18 protein-coding genes and 1 pseudogene are annotated in these 17,345 nt (G+C 47.8%); 7 read left to right on the forward strand and 12 right to left on the reverse strand.

What is annotated here, in order from left to right:
• Positions 1-461 (reverse strand): annotated as a pseudogene (locus MXM41_RS07390) (transposase); the annotation flags it as partial.
• Positions 462-825: 364 nt separating this feature from the next.
• On the opposite strand from MXM41_RS07390, the gene MXM41_RS07395 reads away from it, so the two are divergent.
• Complete coding sequence (locus MXM41_RS07395; RefSeq protein WP_325930882.1) at positions 826-1,014, forward strand: hypothetical protein; 189 nt, start codon at positions 826-828, stop codon at positions 1,012-1,014.
• Between the two features lie 209 nt (positions 1,015-1,223).
• Here the strand turns inward: MXM41_RS07395 and MXM41_RS07400 are convergent, their stop codons facing one another.
• The 10 genes from MXM41_RS07400 to MXM41_RS07445 form a co-directional block, all read right to left on the reverse strand.
• On the reverse strand, positions 1,224-1,847 hold the full coding sequence (locus tag MXM41_RS07400; protein ID WP_325930883.1) for a recombinase family protein: 624 nt from the start codon (positions 1,845-1,847) through the stop codon (positions 1,224-1,226).
• A 134-nt stretch (positions 1,848-1,981) separates the two neighbouring features.
• Positions 1,982-2,350 (reverse strand): hypothetical protein, encoded by a 369-nt coding sequence (locus MXM41_RS07405; protein WP_325930884.1) that lies wholly within the window; start codon positions 2,348-2,350, stop codon positions 1,982-1,984.
• Positions 2,351-2,394: 44 nt separating this feature from the next.
• Positions 2,395-2,667 (reverse strand): hypothetical protein, encoded by a 273-nt coding sequence (locus MXM41_RS07410; protein ID WP_325930885.1) that lies wholly within the window; start codon positions 2,665-2,667, stop codon positions 2,395-2,397.
• A 585-nt stretch (positions 2,668-3,252) separates the two neighbouring features.
• Positions 3,253-4,074: a hypothetical protein gene (locus MXM41_RS07415; protein ID WP_325930886.1), complete on the reverse strand. Its 822-nt coding sequence runs from the start codon at positions 4,072-4,074 to the stop codon at positions 3,253-3,255.
• Positions 4,075-4,201: 127 nt separating this feature from the next.
• Positions 4,202-6,418: a hypothetical protein gene (locus tag MXM41_RS07420; RefSeq protein WP_325930887.1), complete on the reverse strand. Its 2,217-nt coding sequence runs from the start codon at positions 6,416-6,418 to the stop codon at positions 4,202-4,204.
• Between the two features lie 75 nt (positions 6,419-6,493).
• On the reverse strand, positions 6,494-7,213 hold the full coding sequence (locus MXM41_RS07425) for a hypothetical protein (protein ID WP_325930888.1): 720 nt from the start codon (positions 7,211-7,213) through the stop codon (positions 6,494-6,496).
• Entirely contained in the window at positions 7,210-7,467 is a 258-nt protein-coding gene (locus MXM41_RS07430) for a hypothetical protein (RefSeq protein WP_325930889.1), read from the reverse strand. Before MXM41_RS07430 ends, MXM41_RS07425 begins: the two co-directional genes overlap by 4 nt.
• A gap of 6 nt (positions 7,468-7,473) precedes the next feature.
• Positions 7,474-7,815, reverse strand: coding sequence for a hypothetical protein (locus MXM41_RS07435; RefSeq protein ID WP_325930890.1), 342 nt, complete (start codon positions 7,813-7,815; stop codon positions 7,474-7,476).
• A gap of 1,024 nt (positions 7,816-8,839) precedes the next feature.
• On the reverse strand, positions 8,840-9,970 hold the full coding sequence (locus MXM41_RS07440; RefSeq protein ID WP_325930891.1) for a hypothetical protein: 1,131 nt from the start codon (positions 9,968-9,970) through the stop codon (positions 8,840-8,842).
• 8 nt (positions 9,971-9,978) lie between these two features.
• A complete protein-coding gene (locus MXM41_RS07445; RefSeq protein ID WP_325930892.1) occupies positions 9,979-11,694 on the reverse strand; it encodes a recombinase family protein in 1,716 nt (571 codons plus the stop codon).
• Positions 11,695-12,061: 367 nt separating this feature from the next.
• Here MXM41_RS07445 and pfkB point away from each other — a divergent pair, with 367 nt between their 5' ends.
• The 3 genes from pfkB to MXM41_RS07460 all read left to right on the forward strand — a co-directional run bounded on the left by pfkB (position 12,062) and on the right by MXM41_RS07460 (position 14,340).
• Positions 12,062-12,994 (forward strand): 6-phosphofructokinase II, encoded by a 933-nt coding sequence (pfkB, locus tag MXM41_RS07450; RefSeq protein WP_325930894.1) that lies wholly within the window; start codon positions 12,062-12,064, stop codon positions 12,992-12,994.
• A gap of 89 nt (positions 12,995-13,083) precedes the next feature.
• Positions 13,084-13,374: a type V toxin-antitoxin system endoribonuclease antitoxin GhoS gene (gene ghoS, locus MXM41_RS07455; protein WP_325930895.1), complete on the forward strand. Its 291-nt coding sequence runs from the start codon at positions 13,084-13,086 to the stop codon at positions 13,372-13,374.
• Between the two features lie 105 nt (positions 13,375-13,479).
• Positions 13,480-14,340 carry a fructosamine kinase family protein gene (locus tag MXM41_RS07460; RefSeq protein WP_325930896.1) on the forward strand — a complete coding sequence of 287 codons (861 nt, stop codon included), beginning with the start codon at positions 13,480-13,482 and terminating at the stop codon, positions 14,338-14,340.
• A gap of 39 nt (positions 14,341-14,379) precedes the next feature.
• On the opposite strand, the gene MXM41_RS07465 is transcribed toward MXM41_RS07460, so the two are convergent.
• A complete protein-coding gene (locus tag MXM41_RS07465; RefSeq protein WP_325930897.1) occupies positions 14,380-14,916 on the reverse strand; it encodes a YniB family protein in 537 nt (178 codons plus the stop codon).
• Positions 14,917-15,060: 144 nt separating this feature from the next.
• On the opposite strand from MXM41_RS07465, the gene hxpB reads away from it, so the two are divergent.
• From hxpB to MXM41_RS07480, 3 genes are all read left to right on the forward strand, one after another.
• Positions 15,061-15,729 carry a hexitol phosphatase HxpB gene (gene hxpB, locus MXM41_RS07470; RefSeq protein WP_325930898.1) on the forward strand — a complete coding sequence of 223 codons (669 nt, stop codon included), beginning with the start codon at positions 15,061-15,063 and terminating at the stop codon, positions 15,727-15,729.
• Between the two features lie 146 nt (positions 15,730-15,875).
• Complete coding sequence (kduD, locus tag MXM41_RS07475; RefSeq protein ID WP_325930899.1) at positions 15,876-16,637, forward strand: 2-dehydro-3-deoxy-D-gluconate 5-dehydrogenase KduD; 762 nt, start codon at positions 15,876-15,878, stop codon at positions 16,635-16,637.
• Positions 16,638-16,729: 92 nt separating this feature from the next.
• Positions 16,730-17,320, forward strand: a complete 591-nt coding sequence (locus MXM41_RS07480; RefSeq protein ID WP_039029065.1) for a metal-dependent hydrolase — start codon at positions 16,730-16,732, stop codon at positions 17,318-17,320.
• Positions 17,321-17,345 lie beyond the last annotated feature (25 nt).

Below are 17,345 nucleotides of genomic sequence, written 5' to 3' on the forward strand. Positions count from 1 at the left end.
ATAGACGCATCCCGATTCCAGCCAGAACTGTTTAATCTGTCCTGTCAGTCTCAGGTCTGCCTGATGGCGTTGTGAATGCGGCTGCTGAAGCCAGGCGTAAAATCCACTGGGATGAACATCCAGCACCTGACAGAGCAGGCGAACAGGCCAGCAAAAGGTGTTGTCACGGATAAAGGCGTACCTCAGTCGGACAGCTTTGCGAAGTACGCCGCGGCTTTTTTTAATATGTCCCGTTCGTCGGTAACCCGCTTCAGCTCTTTCTGGAGACGGCGGATCTCGGCCTGAGCATCTGACTGTTCTTTATTCGTGGAAGAATCCGGACCGTACTTCTTTATCCAGGTGTAAAGGCTGTGGGTGGTGATATCGAGACGTGTTGCAACGCTGGAAACAGAATGACCACGATCAGCAACCTGTTTGACTGCTTCAATTTTAAACTCTTCGGGATAACGCTTACCGCTCATGGGCACCTCTCTTTAAGCCATCTTAAATGACTCTGAGGTGTCTGTTAAACCCGTGGCAATTCATTGCAACGAAAGAGGACGGCAGCACACAAGTCATTAAGCAAGCAAGCTTAACGAGTGACGGTGTAAAATCAGCTTTGGTAGTTGATGGTCACCAAACCGACCTACCACCAGTAACAGAGCATTTTGGTGGCTACATAATCAGAACTATTGATAAAAATAACATGACTCTGACTGTGACAGGCTCAGATGGTTTTGCACCGCATACAGCCGCACTAGTTGTATCTATGGAAGATGAGAATGGTAACGCCATTTGGTCTTTGATGGGTGCAGGCTGCAAAAGTCGTAAGACTAAGTAGGCATCATGAAAACGATTATCTTACTTGTTCTGTTGCTGGTGGGTTGGTCTGCTCAGGCTGCAACGCTTAAGGAACAGTACCGGGATGAAAACAATGATTTGATATGTGTGTACGAGTCACACTTCAAACGGGTCACTCTCAACGTGGGTTTTAATGGTCATTGTAAGTTCAACGTAGCAGAAAAAGACCTCTGATTTTTATTGTTTTTTTTCTTATAAATTTCAAGGCTGCTGTCATAGTAGCCTTTTTCGTATCTGCTCTAAAGTATCTGCGACGATGTATACGTGCTTAGTAGGCTCAGGTGGGCTAAGTACCTTTGCTGGCAAAATTTTAAAATATCTACGTACAGAAACGAAAAAAGACCGTCCGAAGACAGTCTGTAATGGGTTACTTCTAAATTGTGTTACTGAGCTTGCAGAGCCTTCACCTTTGCCACCATCCCCAGAGAGCAGTCACACAGCTTTGCTATCTCTGCATAGGTATAACCACCTCTCACCAGATAGGATGAAATCTTGTCACGTAACGCTGTGTTTGCTGGCCTGCCCTGATACTTCCCTTCCCCCTTCGCTTTAGCAATCCCTTCAGCCTGACGCTTACGACGCTTTGTATAGTCCTCACGCGCCATTGTAGCCATGATGTCAATTAGCATTGAGTTTACCGCTTTGAGGATACCCGCCGTTACGGGGTCATTGCTGGTGGATGTTAGCGCCTGGTGCGTAGTTGGTAAGTCTGCAATCACAAGTGAGATTCCAGCATCATTGATACGTGACTTCAATTTATCCCAATCCTGAGATTCGAGACGAGACAAACGGTCAGTAGACTCTACCAGCAGTACGTCACCTGACTGTGCTTCATTGAGCATGTTGCTCAGTTCGGTACGGTTGAGTTTTGCCCCAGATTCGTTTTCTACGTAGCGAGCAACGATGCGCAGATTATTATCACTGGCGAATTGTTCAAGCTGTGACAATGCACGTTTTGCATCTTGCTCTTTCGTACTTGCCCTGCAATAGATTCTGACGTTTTTCATGATGTGTTCACAATGGGTTCCAATGAAATGATTCTACGTGAAAACATTACACAGGGTCAATTTAAACAACCCTATGTGAACACCATTTTCATGAAAGAACCTTTTCAGTTAAGGCATACCCTACGTGAAGAGGGTCAGACAGCTTTAAGAGTGGTCTTTGATGGGGTCGGGATAAAGGTAGCAGCTTGCTTACCAGCCAGTGAAGGCTTACTTGTCACAGGAGCAGATGGTTTCTTATCGCCCAACATTGTCGCAGACTGAACACGTTTTGACTGACTTCTACGAAGGTTGTTATCAGCAGCGAGTAACTTCATGGCTACCTCAATTTGCTTGTCCAGAGTGATTGACTGAACCGCCTTGTCATCAACACCGAATGTACGAAGCGTTTTAGCATCTTTGTACAGAACAGCTTCGAGGAAGGTCTGAGAAGAAGAGATTTCTGCAATGGTCACAGATGTCTCAGCAGCGTCATTAGCCGCTGTTTGAATAGTAGGGTTTTGCATTTTGTTTATTCCAGATTGGATAGGTGGGTAGCATTAGCGTATGTCTAAGCAGTATCAGAATTAGAATTAAATCCACAAATATCATTACAAATCAATAATTTATCTGATTCTGCATCTACTGCATCAGCCGCTTTGCGTGTCACAGTGATAATTTTGTTCACGTAGGCAGGGGAAATCTGTAGAGCATCAGCAATCTGTGCATGAGTCTTACGCTCACCTTTCAGGATGAGGACTGCCTTGTACAACTCTGATGGGTTGCTACGGCGATTTTGTTCTGCAAGGCGTAGAAGTTGGATGTGTTCGGCGTTGATGTGCATTTAATATTGTCTCTGTTGGTCACCCGATATACTCATGAATTTTGATGAGTACACGGTTATAAAGGGAGTGGTTACATTCAAAGATTGGGTCTTCAAATTGTGGGTTTGTAAGCTGGTAGAAGATGAAGTGTCTTGCTATACGTGACACTTTACGATTCATGTTAATTTCTATCTGACGGATTTCTTCAGGGGTATGTTTCATAGTTTTAACCTTGTTTCTGTAGTCCATTTGAGGATTTGGAAAATCCGAACAATGATGATGTGACGGGTAAACAGATACTGTAAACACCCTTCTCGCTCTCCACGTAGCTCGATGCTTACGCGTAAGGGAGTGCGAGCAGACACTTATCATGGGATAAGATGAGTCATCGTATAGTGACGAAGAAAGCCCTTAAGATTTGATAAGTATTCTGCTCAGATGGGTAAGGTATTTGGTCACAGTAAAAGACGGCTCTCGCTTCGCTATGTAGCCTGTGGTCGCCATGCCCGATGGCTCCCGACACTGTAAAGAGAATTTCTGAAGTGTGCTGCACAGAGACTTGGTCAGTCTCTTATAGTAACCATTTATATTTTTAACGGTGTAGCTTACCAGTCGAACATCTCACCTGTAGTCACATCCACATAGCAAAGAAGATTGGGTAACCACATCAGGCTATCAACATCTTCAGGCTCACTACGACACTGAACATAATCAGAACCAACCTGAACAGAGCAACCGGCCTTAGAGTGAATGCTGAAGCCCCACATCACTCTGTCGCCATTCATGTGAGATTCCACCTGAGATGGAGTCAAACCAGCCTGAACCAGCAGTGTCCTTTTCTGTTCAGATGTCTGTAAAGGCTGAACATGACTCCTGTAACCCTCTGCATCAGATTCAATGTCAAAATCATCGTAGAGAGTTTCATCTCTATAGTAACCATTTATATTTTTGACTTCTTCATGATGCTGAAAAGCATTGATAACGTTACGGCAAGCGCAAGCTAACTGCTGAGCGTAACCTACTGAAATATGCTCATGCTTAGGTCTGCGACTATTAACAGCCATGTAAACGGATTCTGTAGAAATAGTGCTCAGGGATTTCAGCAGTCCGAAAATAACATATGGATTGATATTGCTACCAGTTGGAGTCTGACGTACTGCACCCATAAAGATGTCCTCCACCAAAGATGGCATATTGTGATAGTTGTGGATTCGTTTGAACTCTGACAGGTAAAGGTTCGGAGTCTCTTTACCCTTTCTCGGTTTACGAGGTTTGCCCGTCTTGGTGATAGTCGCTACAGGTTTAAATAACGGTGCTGGTACAGAGGGGAGGATTTCTTCAAGGACTTGTTCGACAGCGTTCTTTACGTCTTGCTCGGTAGGTACTTTGAAATCAGAAGGTAAGCGGTTTAATTGTTGCTCATACATTAACACCTCAAGGAAAAAGAATAATAACCCAATGAATTAATAGTATCATAAGTATTATCATTTTGTCAATGAAATGTTGCATTTATGTTAATAAAAGGTTACGTAAAACCCCTCCACACGGGAGGGATTAACGCTTCAGCAGAGATGGAGAAAACCCTGCATTCTGACCGGGAATCTGCCATCCACCACCAAGACCCTGAGCAGACATCATAGTTACTTCAGCCTGGTTCTGGATAAGCTGATTTACATCAACGGTAGTTGTGTAGGTAGAGTTGTCAGGTAGCGGGATATTCAGCGTAAGCGGATTGAACTGAACCGGGGATAACTGCACCTGCAATCTTTGCGGAGCTGCGGCATTATTACCAGGAGAAGCGTTTAAGCCTGGCAGTAACGGAGCATTCACAGCCTGTGACCAGTTGTCAGGTACATCTGCAAATTGCTCATTTAGCCACGTGTACACTTTTCCGAGAGGTGAATTCTTATACAGATTCCCACCTGCGATTTTATCTTCACCATATTGCTTATCACTGAAACTCTTAGCAGCACCAAAGACTGCATCACCAGTCCCTCTAGCGATAAAATATGACGCAACAGCCGCAACCACGGTTGGGATAATTGCTGTCAGGAAACCACCAGATACCGCACCTGCACCAGTTACAGCAGTACCTGCACCACCAAGGCCAGCAAGACGAGCCATAAGCCCTGCACCCTTCCCTGCGATACCAACCCCCATGTAAAGCAATGCAGCCTCAGAGACACCCTTGATGAAGCTCGTGATGATATCACCGACACCGCTCAGTCCCTTCTGGACAGGTTCGGGAAGTGATTTAAAGAACTTTTTCCACCAGTCGGATAGGTCAGCTAAGTATGCTTTTGAAATCATTGTGAAATTATCGAGAGCATAAACATATCCTGCAAGTGTGTTGAAGAATGACCCCAACGATTTACCGAGTGACATGAAGATGTCCTGATTATCACCAAGCAAGCCTGCCGCCGCCGTTAGCAGATTTTTCAAACCCCCCTCAAGCCCTTGGAAGAACTTATCTTGAGAATCTTTAATAGCATTACTCATGCGACCCTGCACCGCCATCATTGAATTCTGAGCAGCCACAGCAGCGTTAGTCTTGTTGTTAAGTTGTTCCATGGCCTGAACCATTTTCTGAACGAAGTCAGCACCAGACATTGTCTGAGCAAGCTCTTTCAGGTCTTTGACAGATTTCTTCCCGGTTAGCTGTAGCAACTGCTGAATGAGTGCAGGAGACGCGTTTACTACCTGTAGCCAATCGCCACCCATCAAATGGGTACTGGTGGCTATCTGTTGCATGGCGTAGTTCAGGCGTCCTACAGCATCCTGTGTCATACCTGTCTGATGCGCAAAGACGCTTTCCGTTTCCAGTAATTTAGGGATGTCAGTGTCAGAGAAAATGTCTTTGGGCATGGTCATACGAAGCTGTGCAGCTTGCTGACGAGCCTCAAGACGGTCTGCACCGTATTTGTTAGCATACTCATCGACAGCAGCAGTAATCGCTTTAGCCTGGTCACCATAGGCTGTTCTGAGCATGGTAGATGCCTGCTGACGCTTAGCCCCTTCCTGAAGTGCTTCTCCGAAGAACTCCACAGATTTTTGTAAGGATAGGAAGCCAACCGCTAAAGTTGTAGCTGCACCAGACAGACGAGACAGTGCACCTGAACCCTCCATCGCGTTAAGTCTCTGCTGTGAGCGTGTGATAGATGCCTGACGCATAATTTGCGAAAACTCAAAGTTCATAGACCTTAAGTTTTCGCGAAAGGCTGTTACGTCACGGTTACCCATCAGGCTACTGTTACGTAGCTCGTTTAATCTCTGCTGGTACTGCTGAGCTAATTGAGGGTTTCGTAATTGCATGTTGCCGTAGAAGGAACTCGTAGTCTGTCGATGCGATAAATTACGGATGGACTCTGCCCCTGACAGACGATTATTAATACGTGGAGTATATGGGCGTGGATTACCAGCGGGTACACCAGCACGTGCAGCGGCTTGCATAGCATCACGAACAGCATTAGCAGCAGCCATACCCTCTTGCTGGTAACGAGCAAACATACCGCCACCGATACCACCAACAGCGAAACCACGTTGCAGAGCCTTCTGGATGTGATTGCTTGTCTGGTCGGCCTGACGCTGAATCTGCTTAAACATCTCACCTGTTTTCTGAGCACCATTCAGACGAGAGAAGGCACCGTTTAACTGTTTTTCAATTCGTGAAGCTGCTTTGTTTACCTGTGATTCAAGGCGGGTAAGTTTCTGAGTAACAGATTCTTTAAACCCAACCTCAATGACAAAAGAGCTAACTGTAAATTGACTCATTCATAAATATTCCTTAGAAACGAAAAAGACCGCCACCGAAATAAAACGGTAAGCGGCCTCTTGATTGTGTGATGGTCACTTGCGACCTTTACGAATATTGCCGAACATCTGCGAAAAATCTTCAACAGAATTCCAGAGTTCAGAAACAACCGCCTGAAGTTCAGTCAGTTCTCGTGCTGCTGCATTGCGCTTACTGATTAGGCGCTTTAGTTCACGCTGATAATCACCTTTCGCATAACTCTTTGCCTCTTCTGTGTCAGCGTAAGCAAAAAGAGAACTTTTTGATGAAGGAATAAAAATCAATGTAGAGCGACCGGGCATAACTGAAGGTCTGTTCTCGACGAGGTGATATCCTTCAATTTCCAGAGCGCCACTTTTTACGAGGTGATTAAGGTGTTCGACACCTGCCACATCAAGCTTTTTGATTTCGGGGTGTTTTAATTCAGAAGCATACTTTCCACACGCTCTGGCACAATAAGCATCTTCTTCATCTTCGAATCTCGTAACCGCGTTACATGCCTCTTTATGCTGGTGAATGAGTTGCGTCAGAAGTGGCTTGTACTTTTTCTCAATCTCGATACGTGCTTCCGTACCAGTTAGCCCGGCAAATTCATCCCGCCCAACTGTGACCGCCGCATTAATAGCATTAACAGCATCTGCTTGCGCTTTCGCAGCAGCAAAGGCTTCTTCATCGACACCGCTAAAGATTCCCATAGCGGGAATAATCTGTTTTGTTACTCCAGGCTTTCCAGGGTCTGCATTTAAGATTTCCTTCTGAATAGTGAAATTAATCATTCCAGACCTCCCCACTCAGATACATCAACCTGATTAGCAATAAGCTTTTTAAGTGTTTCGCTCACAGCGTCACGCGTAAGAATAAAAGCCTTCTTTGCTGATGGGATGGCAATATAATCAGGGATGCCGGAATCGGTAAGCTCATTATAAATGCTCTGAAGAAGTTCTTGAGGCTCTATATATAATAGGTTTGCAACTTCATTAAAGCTCAGCGTATCCAAACTTGCATTTGTTAAATTAAATTCGTGTTTCATTCATAATTATCCCTGGTGATTTTCTAAACGTTCAATTTTTGACTGAAGCGTCTGGATGTGTTTATCGACATTTGGGTGAAGATGGACAAAAATAGCTTCAAAAGTGTCAGTAAGTAGTTTTGCGATGGCCTCACCGTGAAAAGCTGGGTCACGCTGCAACTGTTCTAACATCACACTCTTGGTATATTCACGATTCTGCACGGCTACTGAAAGCTCATCACGCAACCGGGCAATGTCTGCTTTTCGTTTAGCGAGGTCAGATTCTCTTTGTGACTGAAGTGCTTCCTGCTGCACCCTACTTTCTTCCTGTGCTGCAAGGACTTCTAAAATCTTTGCTACGTCACTCATTAGCACCTCCGAAAACTGTTCTTAAAACGGTTTTTACTACATCCGCAGCGATAAGAGCTAAAGCGATGATGGTTAAATCATTCAGATTCATTTTTCATTTCCTGATGAATGTTATTTAAAAAAATGGCTGCACAGTTGGCAGCCTGAAGTGAGGTATTTGAGATAAAGCAAGAAGAACATCTCGTGAAGAGGGCTATGCCGTTGGAGAAAGACGGTATAACCATTCACACCACGCCATCTAACGTGGATTTTCTTTTCACCAGGAAGTGAAGACTGAACGAAGGGAGAATTAAACCCTTCACGGGATGCTCTTTCAGGGGGGGGTAATGGCAACTAAAAATCTCGATGACAGGGAAATAGTAACATTATTATTACATAATGTCAACATATTATTAACATTGTCATTAACAGAATTCACCTTACACTTCTCACATTGCAGGCTCAGAAAAGCCATGTAACCTCTTAGTGACCCAGCACGATAACGAAGAGGCGACAGACACACCCAAAACCTCAGCCACAGCCCGAAAGAGAGCCAGAGCCATTGCCAGAGCCACCTTGAGCAGTGATAACGCACCCGGCAATGCATATGCACCACCACGGACACAGAAGGCGTTAGAGCGCGCTACAGGAGCGATTCGGAAGAGATATCATGCAGGGCAATCCGAACACGTAGCAGACAACAACAGGCATTGTTTAGCAAAAAGTGCTATTTGGTTTTGCAGCGATTGCTATTTTACTAAAAATATGCTATAAAAAGAGATATTCTGTTAAGAGTTTCTCGAAGTTGTTCTTCTGTACAGTGTTGGTTAACCGAGTTGGTCACAGTATGAAGAAAATCATGTTATGTCGTAGACAACATGGTTTAGTGTGACCAGATACTTAACAGTATCTTTTAAAAGTTCGGTTAACACTTTCTTCTCGCTCTCCACGTAGCTCGATGCTCACGCATCAGATAACACTGTTAAGTTGTATTTTAAGAATTCTGTGAAGACCCCGTACCAGTGAATAACTGTACGGGGTTTTCTTATTGGTAGCGGTACAACATCATATGAATCTTCAATAGGGTGGTACTATCGCTGTCAACTGCATTGAAGCAATACCTCCCATCCGAAAACTTATTAAGACGCTCTAGATAGTAATTGCTCAACGGGTCATATCGGTCAGAGTGTAACCATGTAAATATTTTTTGTAACTCATACCCTAAATTATATCCAGGCAAACCTGAAAACATGACTTTACCCTTGGCTGTAAGGTCAACCAACTTCATTTTCTGTAGATTGGTTCGAATCTCAGCAACAGCAGGGTATAGCATATCCTTGAACGCTCTGGTTTCATCCATGAGATGAGGCTCTTTAACGTCACCCTCAAACATATGCTTCAGGTCACCTAACTCCATTCGGTAATAGTCATTGTTACCTCTGACTTCAACCTCTGAGAGCAATACCCGCAACTCATCCTTGATGTTATCTGTGGGTGGTATTGGTCTCTTTGACAGCATCTTGTAATGTTTCTTTTTTAAATCCTGCAAGACCTTCCCTAACACAGAAAGATACTCATACCGCTCTTTTAAATACTCCAATAGCTCTTTGATTTTTATACCAAAGATGATGTTATCACTTTCAGGTTTGTTACTGTAGATGCTGACGGTAAAATCATTTTCATTGAAAGCATGATAGTGAGGCCAACTTGCAAACATCCTCTCGCTACCCTTTTCTAGTTTGGTAGGATGTGCGCCAAAGATAGCCCGAATCTCTTTGAAGTAATCATCATCATTGCGGTCAGATAAATAACTCGATTTCTCCACGAAGATATGAGTTGAATCTTTGAAAGGCCATTTATCCTTTCTCTTTGGGTCATTCATTATGATTCGGTGTAACTGCCCCACAGCTTCAGTCACAATGTCGATGGAGGAAATAAGCGAGTAGACCTGCATTGCTTTAACATCAATGTCTTCTGATAGCTCAGGGAAATTGCTTATTGAACGTACTGCAACGGTAATCCAATCCATACAAGAACAAATTGGATTAAATTGATTTCTACCGTCCTTGTTCGCGAAGTAGTGATATGCGAACCCCTCATCATTTACAACATCTCTAAAATCGTTGATAAGCGAATCATTCAGGGTGACGCTAAATTCTTTTATGATTTCTTTCATATCAATCTCTATTCATTCGGATAATCGTCTGCATCCACATCAGGCCAATCAAGCATAGGCTCATAAGCCACTCCAACAGGGTCACCAGCAGGGATAACCAGCGGTAGACGTTCACCTATGATTGCTGTCAGTTCTGCTTGCTTTTCTTCGTCTGTAGCCTCTGTAAATACAGCCTTTTTATTGCTGGTGGAGTCAATACAGAAACCTGTGATGGAGTTGCCGTTTACAAGGTACACATCCAGTAAACCTTTGTCCGTATCTATGGTGATGGATGAAATCATGCGCTTGATGATTACCCTTGCCTCACAGCGTTGTGTGTAGTCGGAAAGGTCGAGATGGCTGATATTCTCGTACACGGATGACTGTTCGGTGACGCTTAGTGCAGCAAGCTGTGACCTTTTTTCTTCACGTTTCTTTTCATTCTGAGAAATCCGTAAAGCTTGCCCGTCAGAGAGGTAGAACGGATGGTCACTGTTCTCGTAGTCTTCCCAACCTTTGCGTATCAGTATGTCTAAACCTTTTATCTCAGATTTGAGTGTTTCAATCTGGTTCGATAGTTCGTGGTTAACATCCAGACGGGTCAGAGAAGGCAACAGACGGGTCAGGAGGGCTTCCTCTACCTTCTGGCGGTTGATAGATGGCTTAGTGCATAGCGTTGAACCTGCACGCGCTGAGGCGCATTTAAACACACCTGCATACGTTGAACGACAGCCAGTCACATCCATATAAGCACCGCAGACACAACGAAGCATTTTCTTGAAGATTTGGATGCTGTTGATGTTGGAGAGCACACGCTTCTTACCGTGCTTTTCATCCTTAAGGGATTGAACCGCTGCAAAGAGTGTCGCTGAAATAACAGCAGGATAGTAGCCGGGCGTATCAGTACGTAAGGTATCCTGACGGTGCTTGTTATGCTTATTGACCTGTTGAGCGGGCAGGATACCCAGAACAGCTTTATTAGACAGTAGCCCGGATACGTTAGCTGAATGCCAGCAAGGGGCGACTCTGCGTTTTTTATATTCCTTACCGGGGGTCACTGTACGGTGTGTGTATACCGGAATACCCTCCTGGTTGAGAATTTTACCGATAGCGTAACAGGACATCGACTCAAGACGCATTTTGAAGATACGTTCCACCAGCTTCGCTCGTTCAGGAATCACAAGTTGGCGGTTATCCGGGTTAATCCAGAATGGTACGTTACGAGTCAGGGTTGCACCGTCTGCAATGCCTTCGGCTTTAATCTGCCATGCTTTAGTCACATTGTCAGACTTACGCTTGCTCTCACCATGGGCGCGGGAAGCTGTCATCACCAACTGCATGAGAAAGAAATCATCATCCACCTTATCAGGGGTAATGACTTCACCACGGTCTAGCAGGCAGATGGATACGCCAGCCTCCAAAATATCGGTGATGTATCCCAGAGCTTTACGGGGCTTAAGCCTACCGAAACGGTCAAAGTTTTCTATAAGGAGCGTCGGAGCCTTGTAATGGTTGAAGGTGCCCTTCTCCACTTCCGAGATAAATTCCCCTAACTGACCAAATTTGATATTGTCACCGTGATAACCCGACACAGCTTCATCCACATAGTCATACTGTGGAAGAGTCTTGTATTCAGGATTCTTAGACAGCCATTTGGTGACGAGGTCTTGCTGTCTGGTTAGGGATGTATTGCCTGTTTGCTTGTCGCTGCTGAAGCGTCGGTAAGGTATGGCAAGGTGAATCATTGCTGCATGGCCTGAACAGTGTAGGGATGAGGAATCAGTCTATCAGAGTTGTACGATAGACTTTATAGTTTTCATTTATAAAGAGTCCGTACAACAAAAAAAGAGACCATTACGGTCCCGGAAACTTTCTTGCGGATCAATGCCATGGGATCCTTAGAAAGGTAACAAATTATAAAAAGGCTCAAATAACATAGCAATGATTTCTTGTTTCATTTTTGGAATAAGAACGATCTCAAACCCGCCTGATATTTATAAATAAAAGTCACGGTACGTAAAGATATTTATTTTGAAAATCATATTGTTATTACTTTCGCTTCCGTGGGTTCGGTGCCAGGCTTAATGCTAACCTCACTTACAGGAGATAAGCATGGATCGTATCTATACGTTGACGCTCTCCCCTTCCCTGGACAGCGCAACCCTGACGGCACAACTCTATCCTGAAGGTAAGCTCCGCTGTAGCGTGCCGGTTTTCGAGCCCGGCGGCGGTGGAATTAACGTGGCCCGAGCCATTACCCATCTTGGCGGAAAAGCCACGGCCATTTTTCCTGCGGGGGGTGCTACAGGAGAACATCTCGTCTCTCTTCTTGCTGACGAGCAGGTCGCCGTCGATACGGTCGATGCTCAGGACTGGACCCGGCAAAATTTGCATGTTCACGTTGAATCCACCCAGGAGCAATATCGCTTTGTGATGCCGGGCGCAACGCTGAGCGACGATGAGTTTCGCCAGCTTGAGGAGAAAGTACTGGCCATTGAGAGCGGTGCCCTGCTGGTTATCAGCGGAAGTCTGCCGCCTGGCGTCAAAACCGAAAAACTGACACAGCTGATCCGCGCCGCACAGCAGAACGGCATCCGCTGCATTGTTGATAGCTCCGGTGAGGCGCTCAATGCCGCACTCACTCTCGGCAACATCGAGCTGGTAAAACCCAACCAGAAAGAGCTAAGCGCGTTGGTTAATCGCGATCTCAGCCAGCCTGATGACGTGCGCACTGCTGCTGAAGAGCTGGTAAAGAGCGGTAAAGCGCGACGCGTTGTCGTCTCCCTGGGTCCGCAGGGGGCGCTGGCCGTTGATGAAAGCGGCTCGGTGCAGGTGGTTCCGCCGCCGATGAAAAGCCAGAGCACCGTCGGCGCAGGTGACAGCATGGTCGGTGCCATGACCCTGAAGCTGGCGCAGGGCGCATCCTTAAAAGAGATGACCCAGTACGGCGTGGCGGCAGGCAGCGCCGCGACCATCAACCATGGCACCCGACTCTGCTCGCTGGAGGACACGCAGAAGATATTCACTTATCTGGCAAATGCGTAATGGCTGCCCTCCCGGTTATCCGGCGAGGGCGACAAATGGCATGGATCGACTATGCTAAAAAAACTTTCGTGATAACAACGAGGTGAATTATGGGCAGTGGAGAGATCGCGCGCTACGTGGTAACCGTTAAGGTTCATGAAGATTCGCTGACTGAGCTCAATGAAATCAACAACCATCTTACCCGCGGCGGTTTTTTAATGACCATGACCGACGATGACGGCACGCTACATGAGCTGGGAACCCATACCTACGGTCTGGTCAGCCCGTTAAGCGAAGACGACGTAAAGGCGCTGGCGACAGGGCTCGTGGAGAGCGCAACCGGGAAAGAGCCGCAGGTTGAGGTAATCCGCTGGGAAGCCTGGCACAAAGAGCAACAATAAATGCCCCAGGGCCAACCAAACGGCCCTTCTGTGCGCTAGCTCGTATATTTTTACCTGAGTTTCACGCTAACTTTATGATCTGGCAGACAACATGGGAGAGCGATCATGTGGCAGGCTATCAGTCATCTTTTAAGTGAACAACTGGGCGAAGGTGAAATTGAACTGCGCAATGAGCTGCCAGGGGGCGAAATCCACGCCGCATGGCATCTGCGTTATGCAGGTCGGGAACTCTTCGTAAAATGCGACGAACGTGAACTGTTGCCCATCTTCACGGCAGAAGCAGACCAGCTGGAACTGCTCTCCCGCAGCAAAACCGTCTGTGTACCTAAGGTCTGGGCCGTCGGCAGCGATCGCGACTACAGCTTTCTGGTGATGGACTATCTCCCGCCCCGCCCGCTCGACGCCCACAACGCCTTTATTCTGGGGCAACAGATTGCGCGTCTGCACCAGTGGAGCGACCAGCCGCAGTTCGGCCTCGATTTTGACAACGACCTCTCCACCACTCCCCAGCCCAACGCCTGGCAACGACGCTGGTCCACCTTCTTTGCCGAACAGCGCATCGGCTGGCAGCTGGAACTGGCGGCGGAAAAAGGACTGGAGTTCGGCAACATTGACGCCATAGTCGATCATATTCAGCAGCGCCTGGCTTCGCATCAGCCGCAGCCTTCGCTGCTGCATGGCGATTTATGGTCAAACAACTGCGCGCTGGGTCCGGACGGTCCCTATATTTTCGATCCGGCCTGCTACTGGGGAGACAGAGAGTGCGACCTCGCCATGCTGCCGCTTCATCCTGAACAACCACCGCAAATTTACGATGGCTACCAGTCGGTATCGCCACTGCCGGCAGATTTCCTGCAAAGGCAGCCGGTGTATCAGCTTTATACGCTGATGAACCGCGCCATTCTGTTTGGTGGTGAACATCTGGTGAATGCGCAAAGAGCGCTGGAAAGGGTACTGGCAGCATAACGCGCAGGCTGCCGGGCATCTGCGCCCGGCAGCGAAGGCTTACAGCAGGCCGAGCAGTGAAAACAGAAAGTAGCCGGCCACAATCATCAGCACGGGCAGAACGTACAGGGTGAAAATTTGCAGGAAAATGGTGTGATTCGGCACCACGATGCGCGCTTCAATCTGCTCGCGGCTTAATCCCTCGTCCCCTTTTGCTTTCTCCAGAATCAGCTGAGCCTCTAATCCTTCACGGATCAGGCGGGTCTGTCGGCGCATCCGCGCACCCGAGGCCTGTAGCGCCAGAGCAATGAAGATCAGTGCAAAAATAATCCAGAACGCGATGTTCATCCCCTGCCGGAAGTCGGGCGTCGGTGAGTTGTACCAGAAGAAATTCAAAAACGGCGTATTGAATCGCATCACCTCAATCATGACATGGGCAAAATCAAGCATCACGGCGTTGATCCCGGCCTGTTTCTCGCTGTGGTCATAGATAAATTTCAGGACAGAAATAATGGTCGAGATAACTGACGGAATAAAAATTACCCATCCGGCGATGATTTTCAGTATCGCGACGCGTCCAGCTTGTTGATATGTCATTGGTTCCTCATTATCAAATTACATCCTTTGAGGCTAAGTCTACCTGCTGGATGTCATTTTCGCCCGCTCTTTACTGGCGATATGCTAAATTGCCGGGGTGAGATAGCTCTTACCCCCGCTAAAACCAATGAAAGGAGAGGTTGCATGTCGACGCCGCGTCAAATTGTTGCTGCCATTTTTGATATGGATGGATTACTGATTGATTCCGAGCCGCTGTGGGATCGGGCTGAACTGGATGTGATGGCAAGCCTGGGCGTGGATATCAGCCGCCGCCACGAACTGCCTGATACCCTGGGGCTGCGTATCGATATGGTGGTAGAGCTCTGGTACGCCCACCAGCCGTGGGTAGGTCCGGGCCGGGATGAGGTAACCGATCGCATCATCAACCGGGCCATCACGCTGGTAGAAGAGAATCGCCCGCTGCTGAAAGGTGCCCGTGAGGCCGTTGCCTTATGTAAAGCGGAAGGGTTGAAGGTGGGTCTCGCCTCCGCTTCACCGCTGCATATGCTGGAAAAGGTGCTCATCATGTTCGATTTGCGCGATAGCTTTGACGCGCTGGCCTCGGCAGAAAAACTGCCTTATAGCAAACCGCACCCGCAGGTGTATATGGATTGCGCAGCGAAGCTGGGCGTCGACCCGACAGCCTGCGTGGCGCTGGAAGACTCCGTGAATGGCATGATCGCCAGCAAAGCGGCCCGGATGCGCTCTATCGTTGTGCCAGCTGAAGAGAACCAGCATGATGCCCGTTACGCACTGGCGGATGCCAGACTGACCTCTCTGCAAGATCTCACCGTGGCGCATTTGCGCGGGTGATATCACTGGCGGGCAACGCGCTGTTGCCCGCAATCATGATCGTTTTAAAAATTATTAAAACACCATTTCATTTTAGTTTGATCTTCTCTGCAACTGCTTCTATGCTTACCTCAGAACAATAATATCCCCTACATTCTGAGGTCTGTATGATACTGGACGCCTTTAATCTTGCAGGAAAAGTTGCCATCGTTACCGGCTGTGATACCGGACTCGGCCAAGGTATGGCGCTGGGTCTGGCCCAGGCGGGCTGCGACATCGTCAGCGTCAACCGGCGCATTCCCGAAGAGACTGCCGCAGGTGTTAAGGCACTGGGGCGCCGTTTTTTGGCGATTCAGGCCGACCTCAGCAAGCAGGACGCCATTCCCCGTATTGTTGAACAGACGGTAGCCGACATGGGACGCGTTGATATCCTTGTCAATAACGCCGGGACTATTCGCCGGGAAGATGCGCTGACCTTCAGCGAAAAGGACTGGGATGAGGTGATGAACCTCAACCTGAAATCGGTCTTTTTCCTTTCTCAGGCCGTGGCCCGCCAGTTTATTGCCCAGGGAAAAGGCGGCAAAATCATTAATATCGCCTCTATGCTGTCCTTCCAGGGGGGGATCCGCGTGCCCTCTTATACCGCCTCAAAAAGTGGCGTACTCGGGCTAACCCGTTTACTCGCCAACGAGTGGGCGCAGCACGGCATTAACGTTAACGCCATCGCGCCGGGCTACATGGCCACCAACAACACCCAGCAGCTGCGCGATGACGAACAGCGCAGCAAAGCGATCCTCGACCGCATTCCGGCGGGTCGCTGGGGCAAACCGGACGATCTGCAGGGTCCGGCAGTGTTTCTCGCCTCTTCCGCCTCAGACTATGTGAACGGTTATACCCTGGCCGTCGATGGTGGCTGGCTGGCACGTTAACAGCTTTGTGACAAAGAGTTACACCGTCACTACTTCCGTCTACTGTATAAAATCCCTATACTGGATGCATCGACAGTTTAGTGGGTTTTATCATGACGGCGGAAGGTCATCTGCTCTTTTCTCTCGCCTGCGCAGTGTTTGCCAAAAACGCTGAGCTTACACCGGTGCTGGCGCAGGGTGACTGGTGGCATATCGTGCCATCGGCAGTTTTGACCTGCCTGTTACCGGATATCGATCATCCCAAGTCACTGCTCGGGCAGCGGCTGAAGTGGATCTCAAAACCCATCGCCCGGGCGTGCGGCCATCGCGGCTTTACGCACAGCCTGCTGGCGGTGTTCGCTGCCCTTACCCTCTTCTATTTAAAAGTGCCGGACAGCTGGCTAATCCCCGCTGACGCCATCCAGGGGATGGTGCTGGGCTATCTTAGCCATATTCTGGCAGACATGCTCACCCCGGCGGGCGTCCCCCTGCTCTGGCCCTGCCGCTGGCGTTTTCGTCTGCCGATCCTCCGGCCGCAAAAAGGTAACCAGCTGGAGCGCGCCCTGTGTATGGCGCTGTTTGCCTGGGCCGTATGGATGCCGCAGACACTCCCTGAAAATGGCGCCGTCCGATGGTCATCGCACATGATCAATTCACTGCAATTTCAGTTTAACCGCTTTATCCACCACCAGATTGAGCGCTAATTCGACAAAATTAGCGCATTTGGAA

Origin of the sequence: Leclercia adecarboxylata (genome assembly GCF_035787115.1) — a bacterium.
Taxonomy (GTDB): domain Bacteria; phylum Pseudomonadota; class Gammaproteobacteria; order Enterobacterales; family Enterobacteriaceae; genus Enterobacter; species Enterobacter adecarboxylatus_E.

Bases quoted from the DNA above. Each gene is read 5' to 3' on its own strand.
- MXM41_RS07430 (WP_325930889.1), bottom strand. From the start codon at position 7,467: ATGAAACACGAATTTAATTTAACAAATGCAAGTTTGGATACGCTGAGC.
- MXM41_RS07480 (WP_039029065.1), top strand. From the start codon at position 16,730: ATGACGGCGGAAGGTCATCTGCTCTTTTCTCTCGCCTGCGCAGTGTTT.
- hxpB (WP_325930898.1), top strand. From the start codon at position 15,061: ATGTCGACGCCGCGTCAAATTGTTGCTGCCATTTTTGATATGGATGGA.
- MXM41_RS07440 (WP_325930891.1), bottom strand. From the start codon at position 9,970: ATGAAAGAAATCATAAAAGAATTTAGCGTCACCCTGAATGATTCGCTT.
- MXM41_RS07425 (WP_325930888.1), bottom strand. From the start codon at position 7,213: ATGATTAATTTCACTATTCAGAAGGAAATCTTAAATGCAGACCCTGGA.
- MXM41_RS07420 (WP_325930887.1), bottom strand. From the start codon at position 6,418: ATGAGTCAATTTACAGTTAGCTCTTTTGTCATTGAGGTTGGGTTTAAA.
- MXM41_RS07395 (WP_325930882.1), top strand. From the start codon at position 826: ATGAAAACGATTATCTTACTTGTTCTGTTGCTGGTGGGTTGGTCTGCT.
- MXM41_RS07400 (WP_325930883.1), bottom strand. From the start codon at position 1,847: ATGAAAAACGTCAGAATCTATTGCAGGGCAAGTACGAAAGAGCAAGAT.
- kduD (WP_325930899.1), top strand. From the start codon at position 15,876: ATGATACTGGACGCCTTTAATCTTGCAGGAAAAGTTGCCATCGTTACC.
- MXM41_RS07460 (WP_325930896.1), top strand. From the start codon at position 13,480: ATGTGGCAGGCTATCAGTCATCTTTTAAGTGAACAACTGGGCGAAGGT.
- MXM41_RS07465 (WP_325930897.1), bottom strand. From the start codon at position 14,916: ATGACATATCAACAAGCTGGACGCGTCGCGATACTGAAAATCATCGCC.
- MXM41_RS07415 (WP_325930886.1), bottom strand. From the start codon at position 4,074: ATGTATGAGCAACAATTAAACCGCTTACCTTCTGATTTCAAAGTACCT.
- ghoS (WP_325930895.1), top strand. From the start codon at position 13,084: ATGGGCAGTGGAGAGATCGCGCGCTACGTGGTAACCGTTAAGGTTCAT.
- MXM41_RS07410 (WP_325930885.1), bottom strand. From the start codon at position 2,667: ATGCACATCAACGCCGAACACATCCAACTTCTACGCCTTGCAGAACAA.
- MXM41_RS07445 (WP_325930892.1), bottom strand. From the start codon at position 11,694: ATGATTCACCTTGCCATACCTTACCGACGCTTCAGCAGCGACAAGCAA.
- MXM41_RS07405 (WP_325930884.1), bottom strand. From the start codon at position 2,350: ATGCAAAACCCTACTATTCAAACAGCGGCTAATGACGCTGCTGAGACA.
- pfkB (WP_325930894.1), top strand. From the start codon at position 12,062: ATGGATCGTATCTATACGTTGACGCTCTCCCCTTCCCTGGACAGCGCA.
- MXM41_RS07435 (WP_325930890.1), bottom strand. From the start codon at position 7,815: ATGAGTGACGTAGCAAAGATTTTAGAAGTCCTTGCAGCACAGGAAGAA.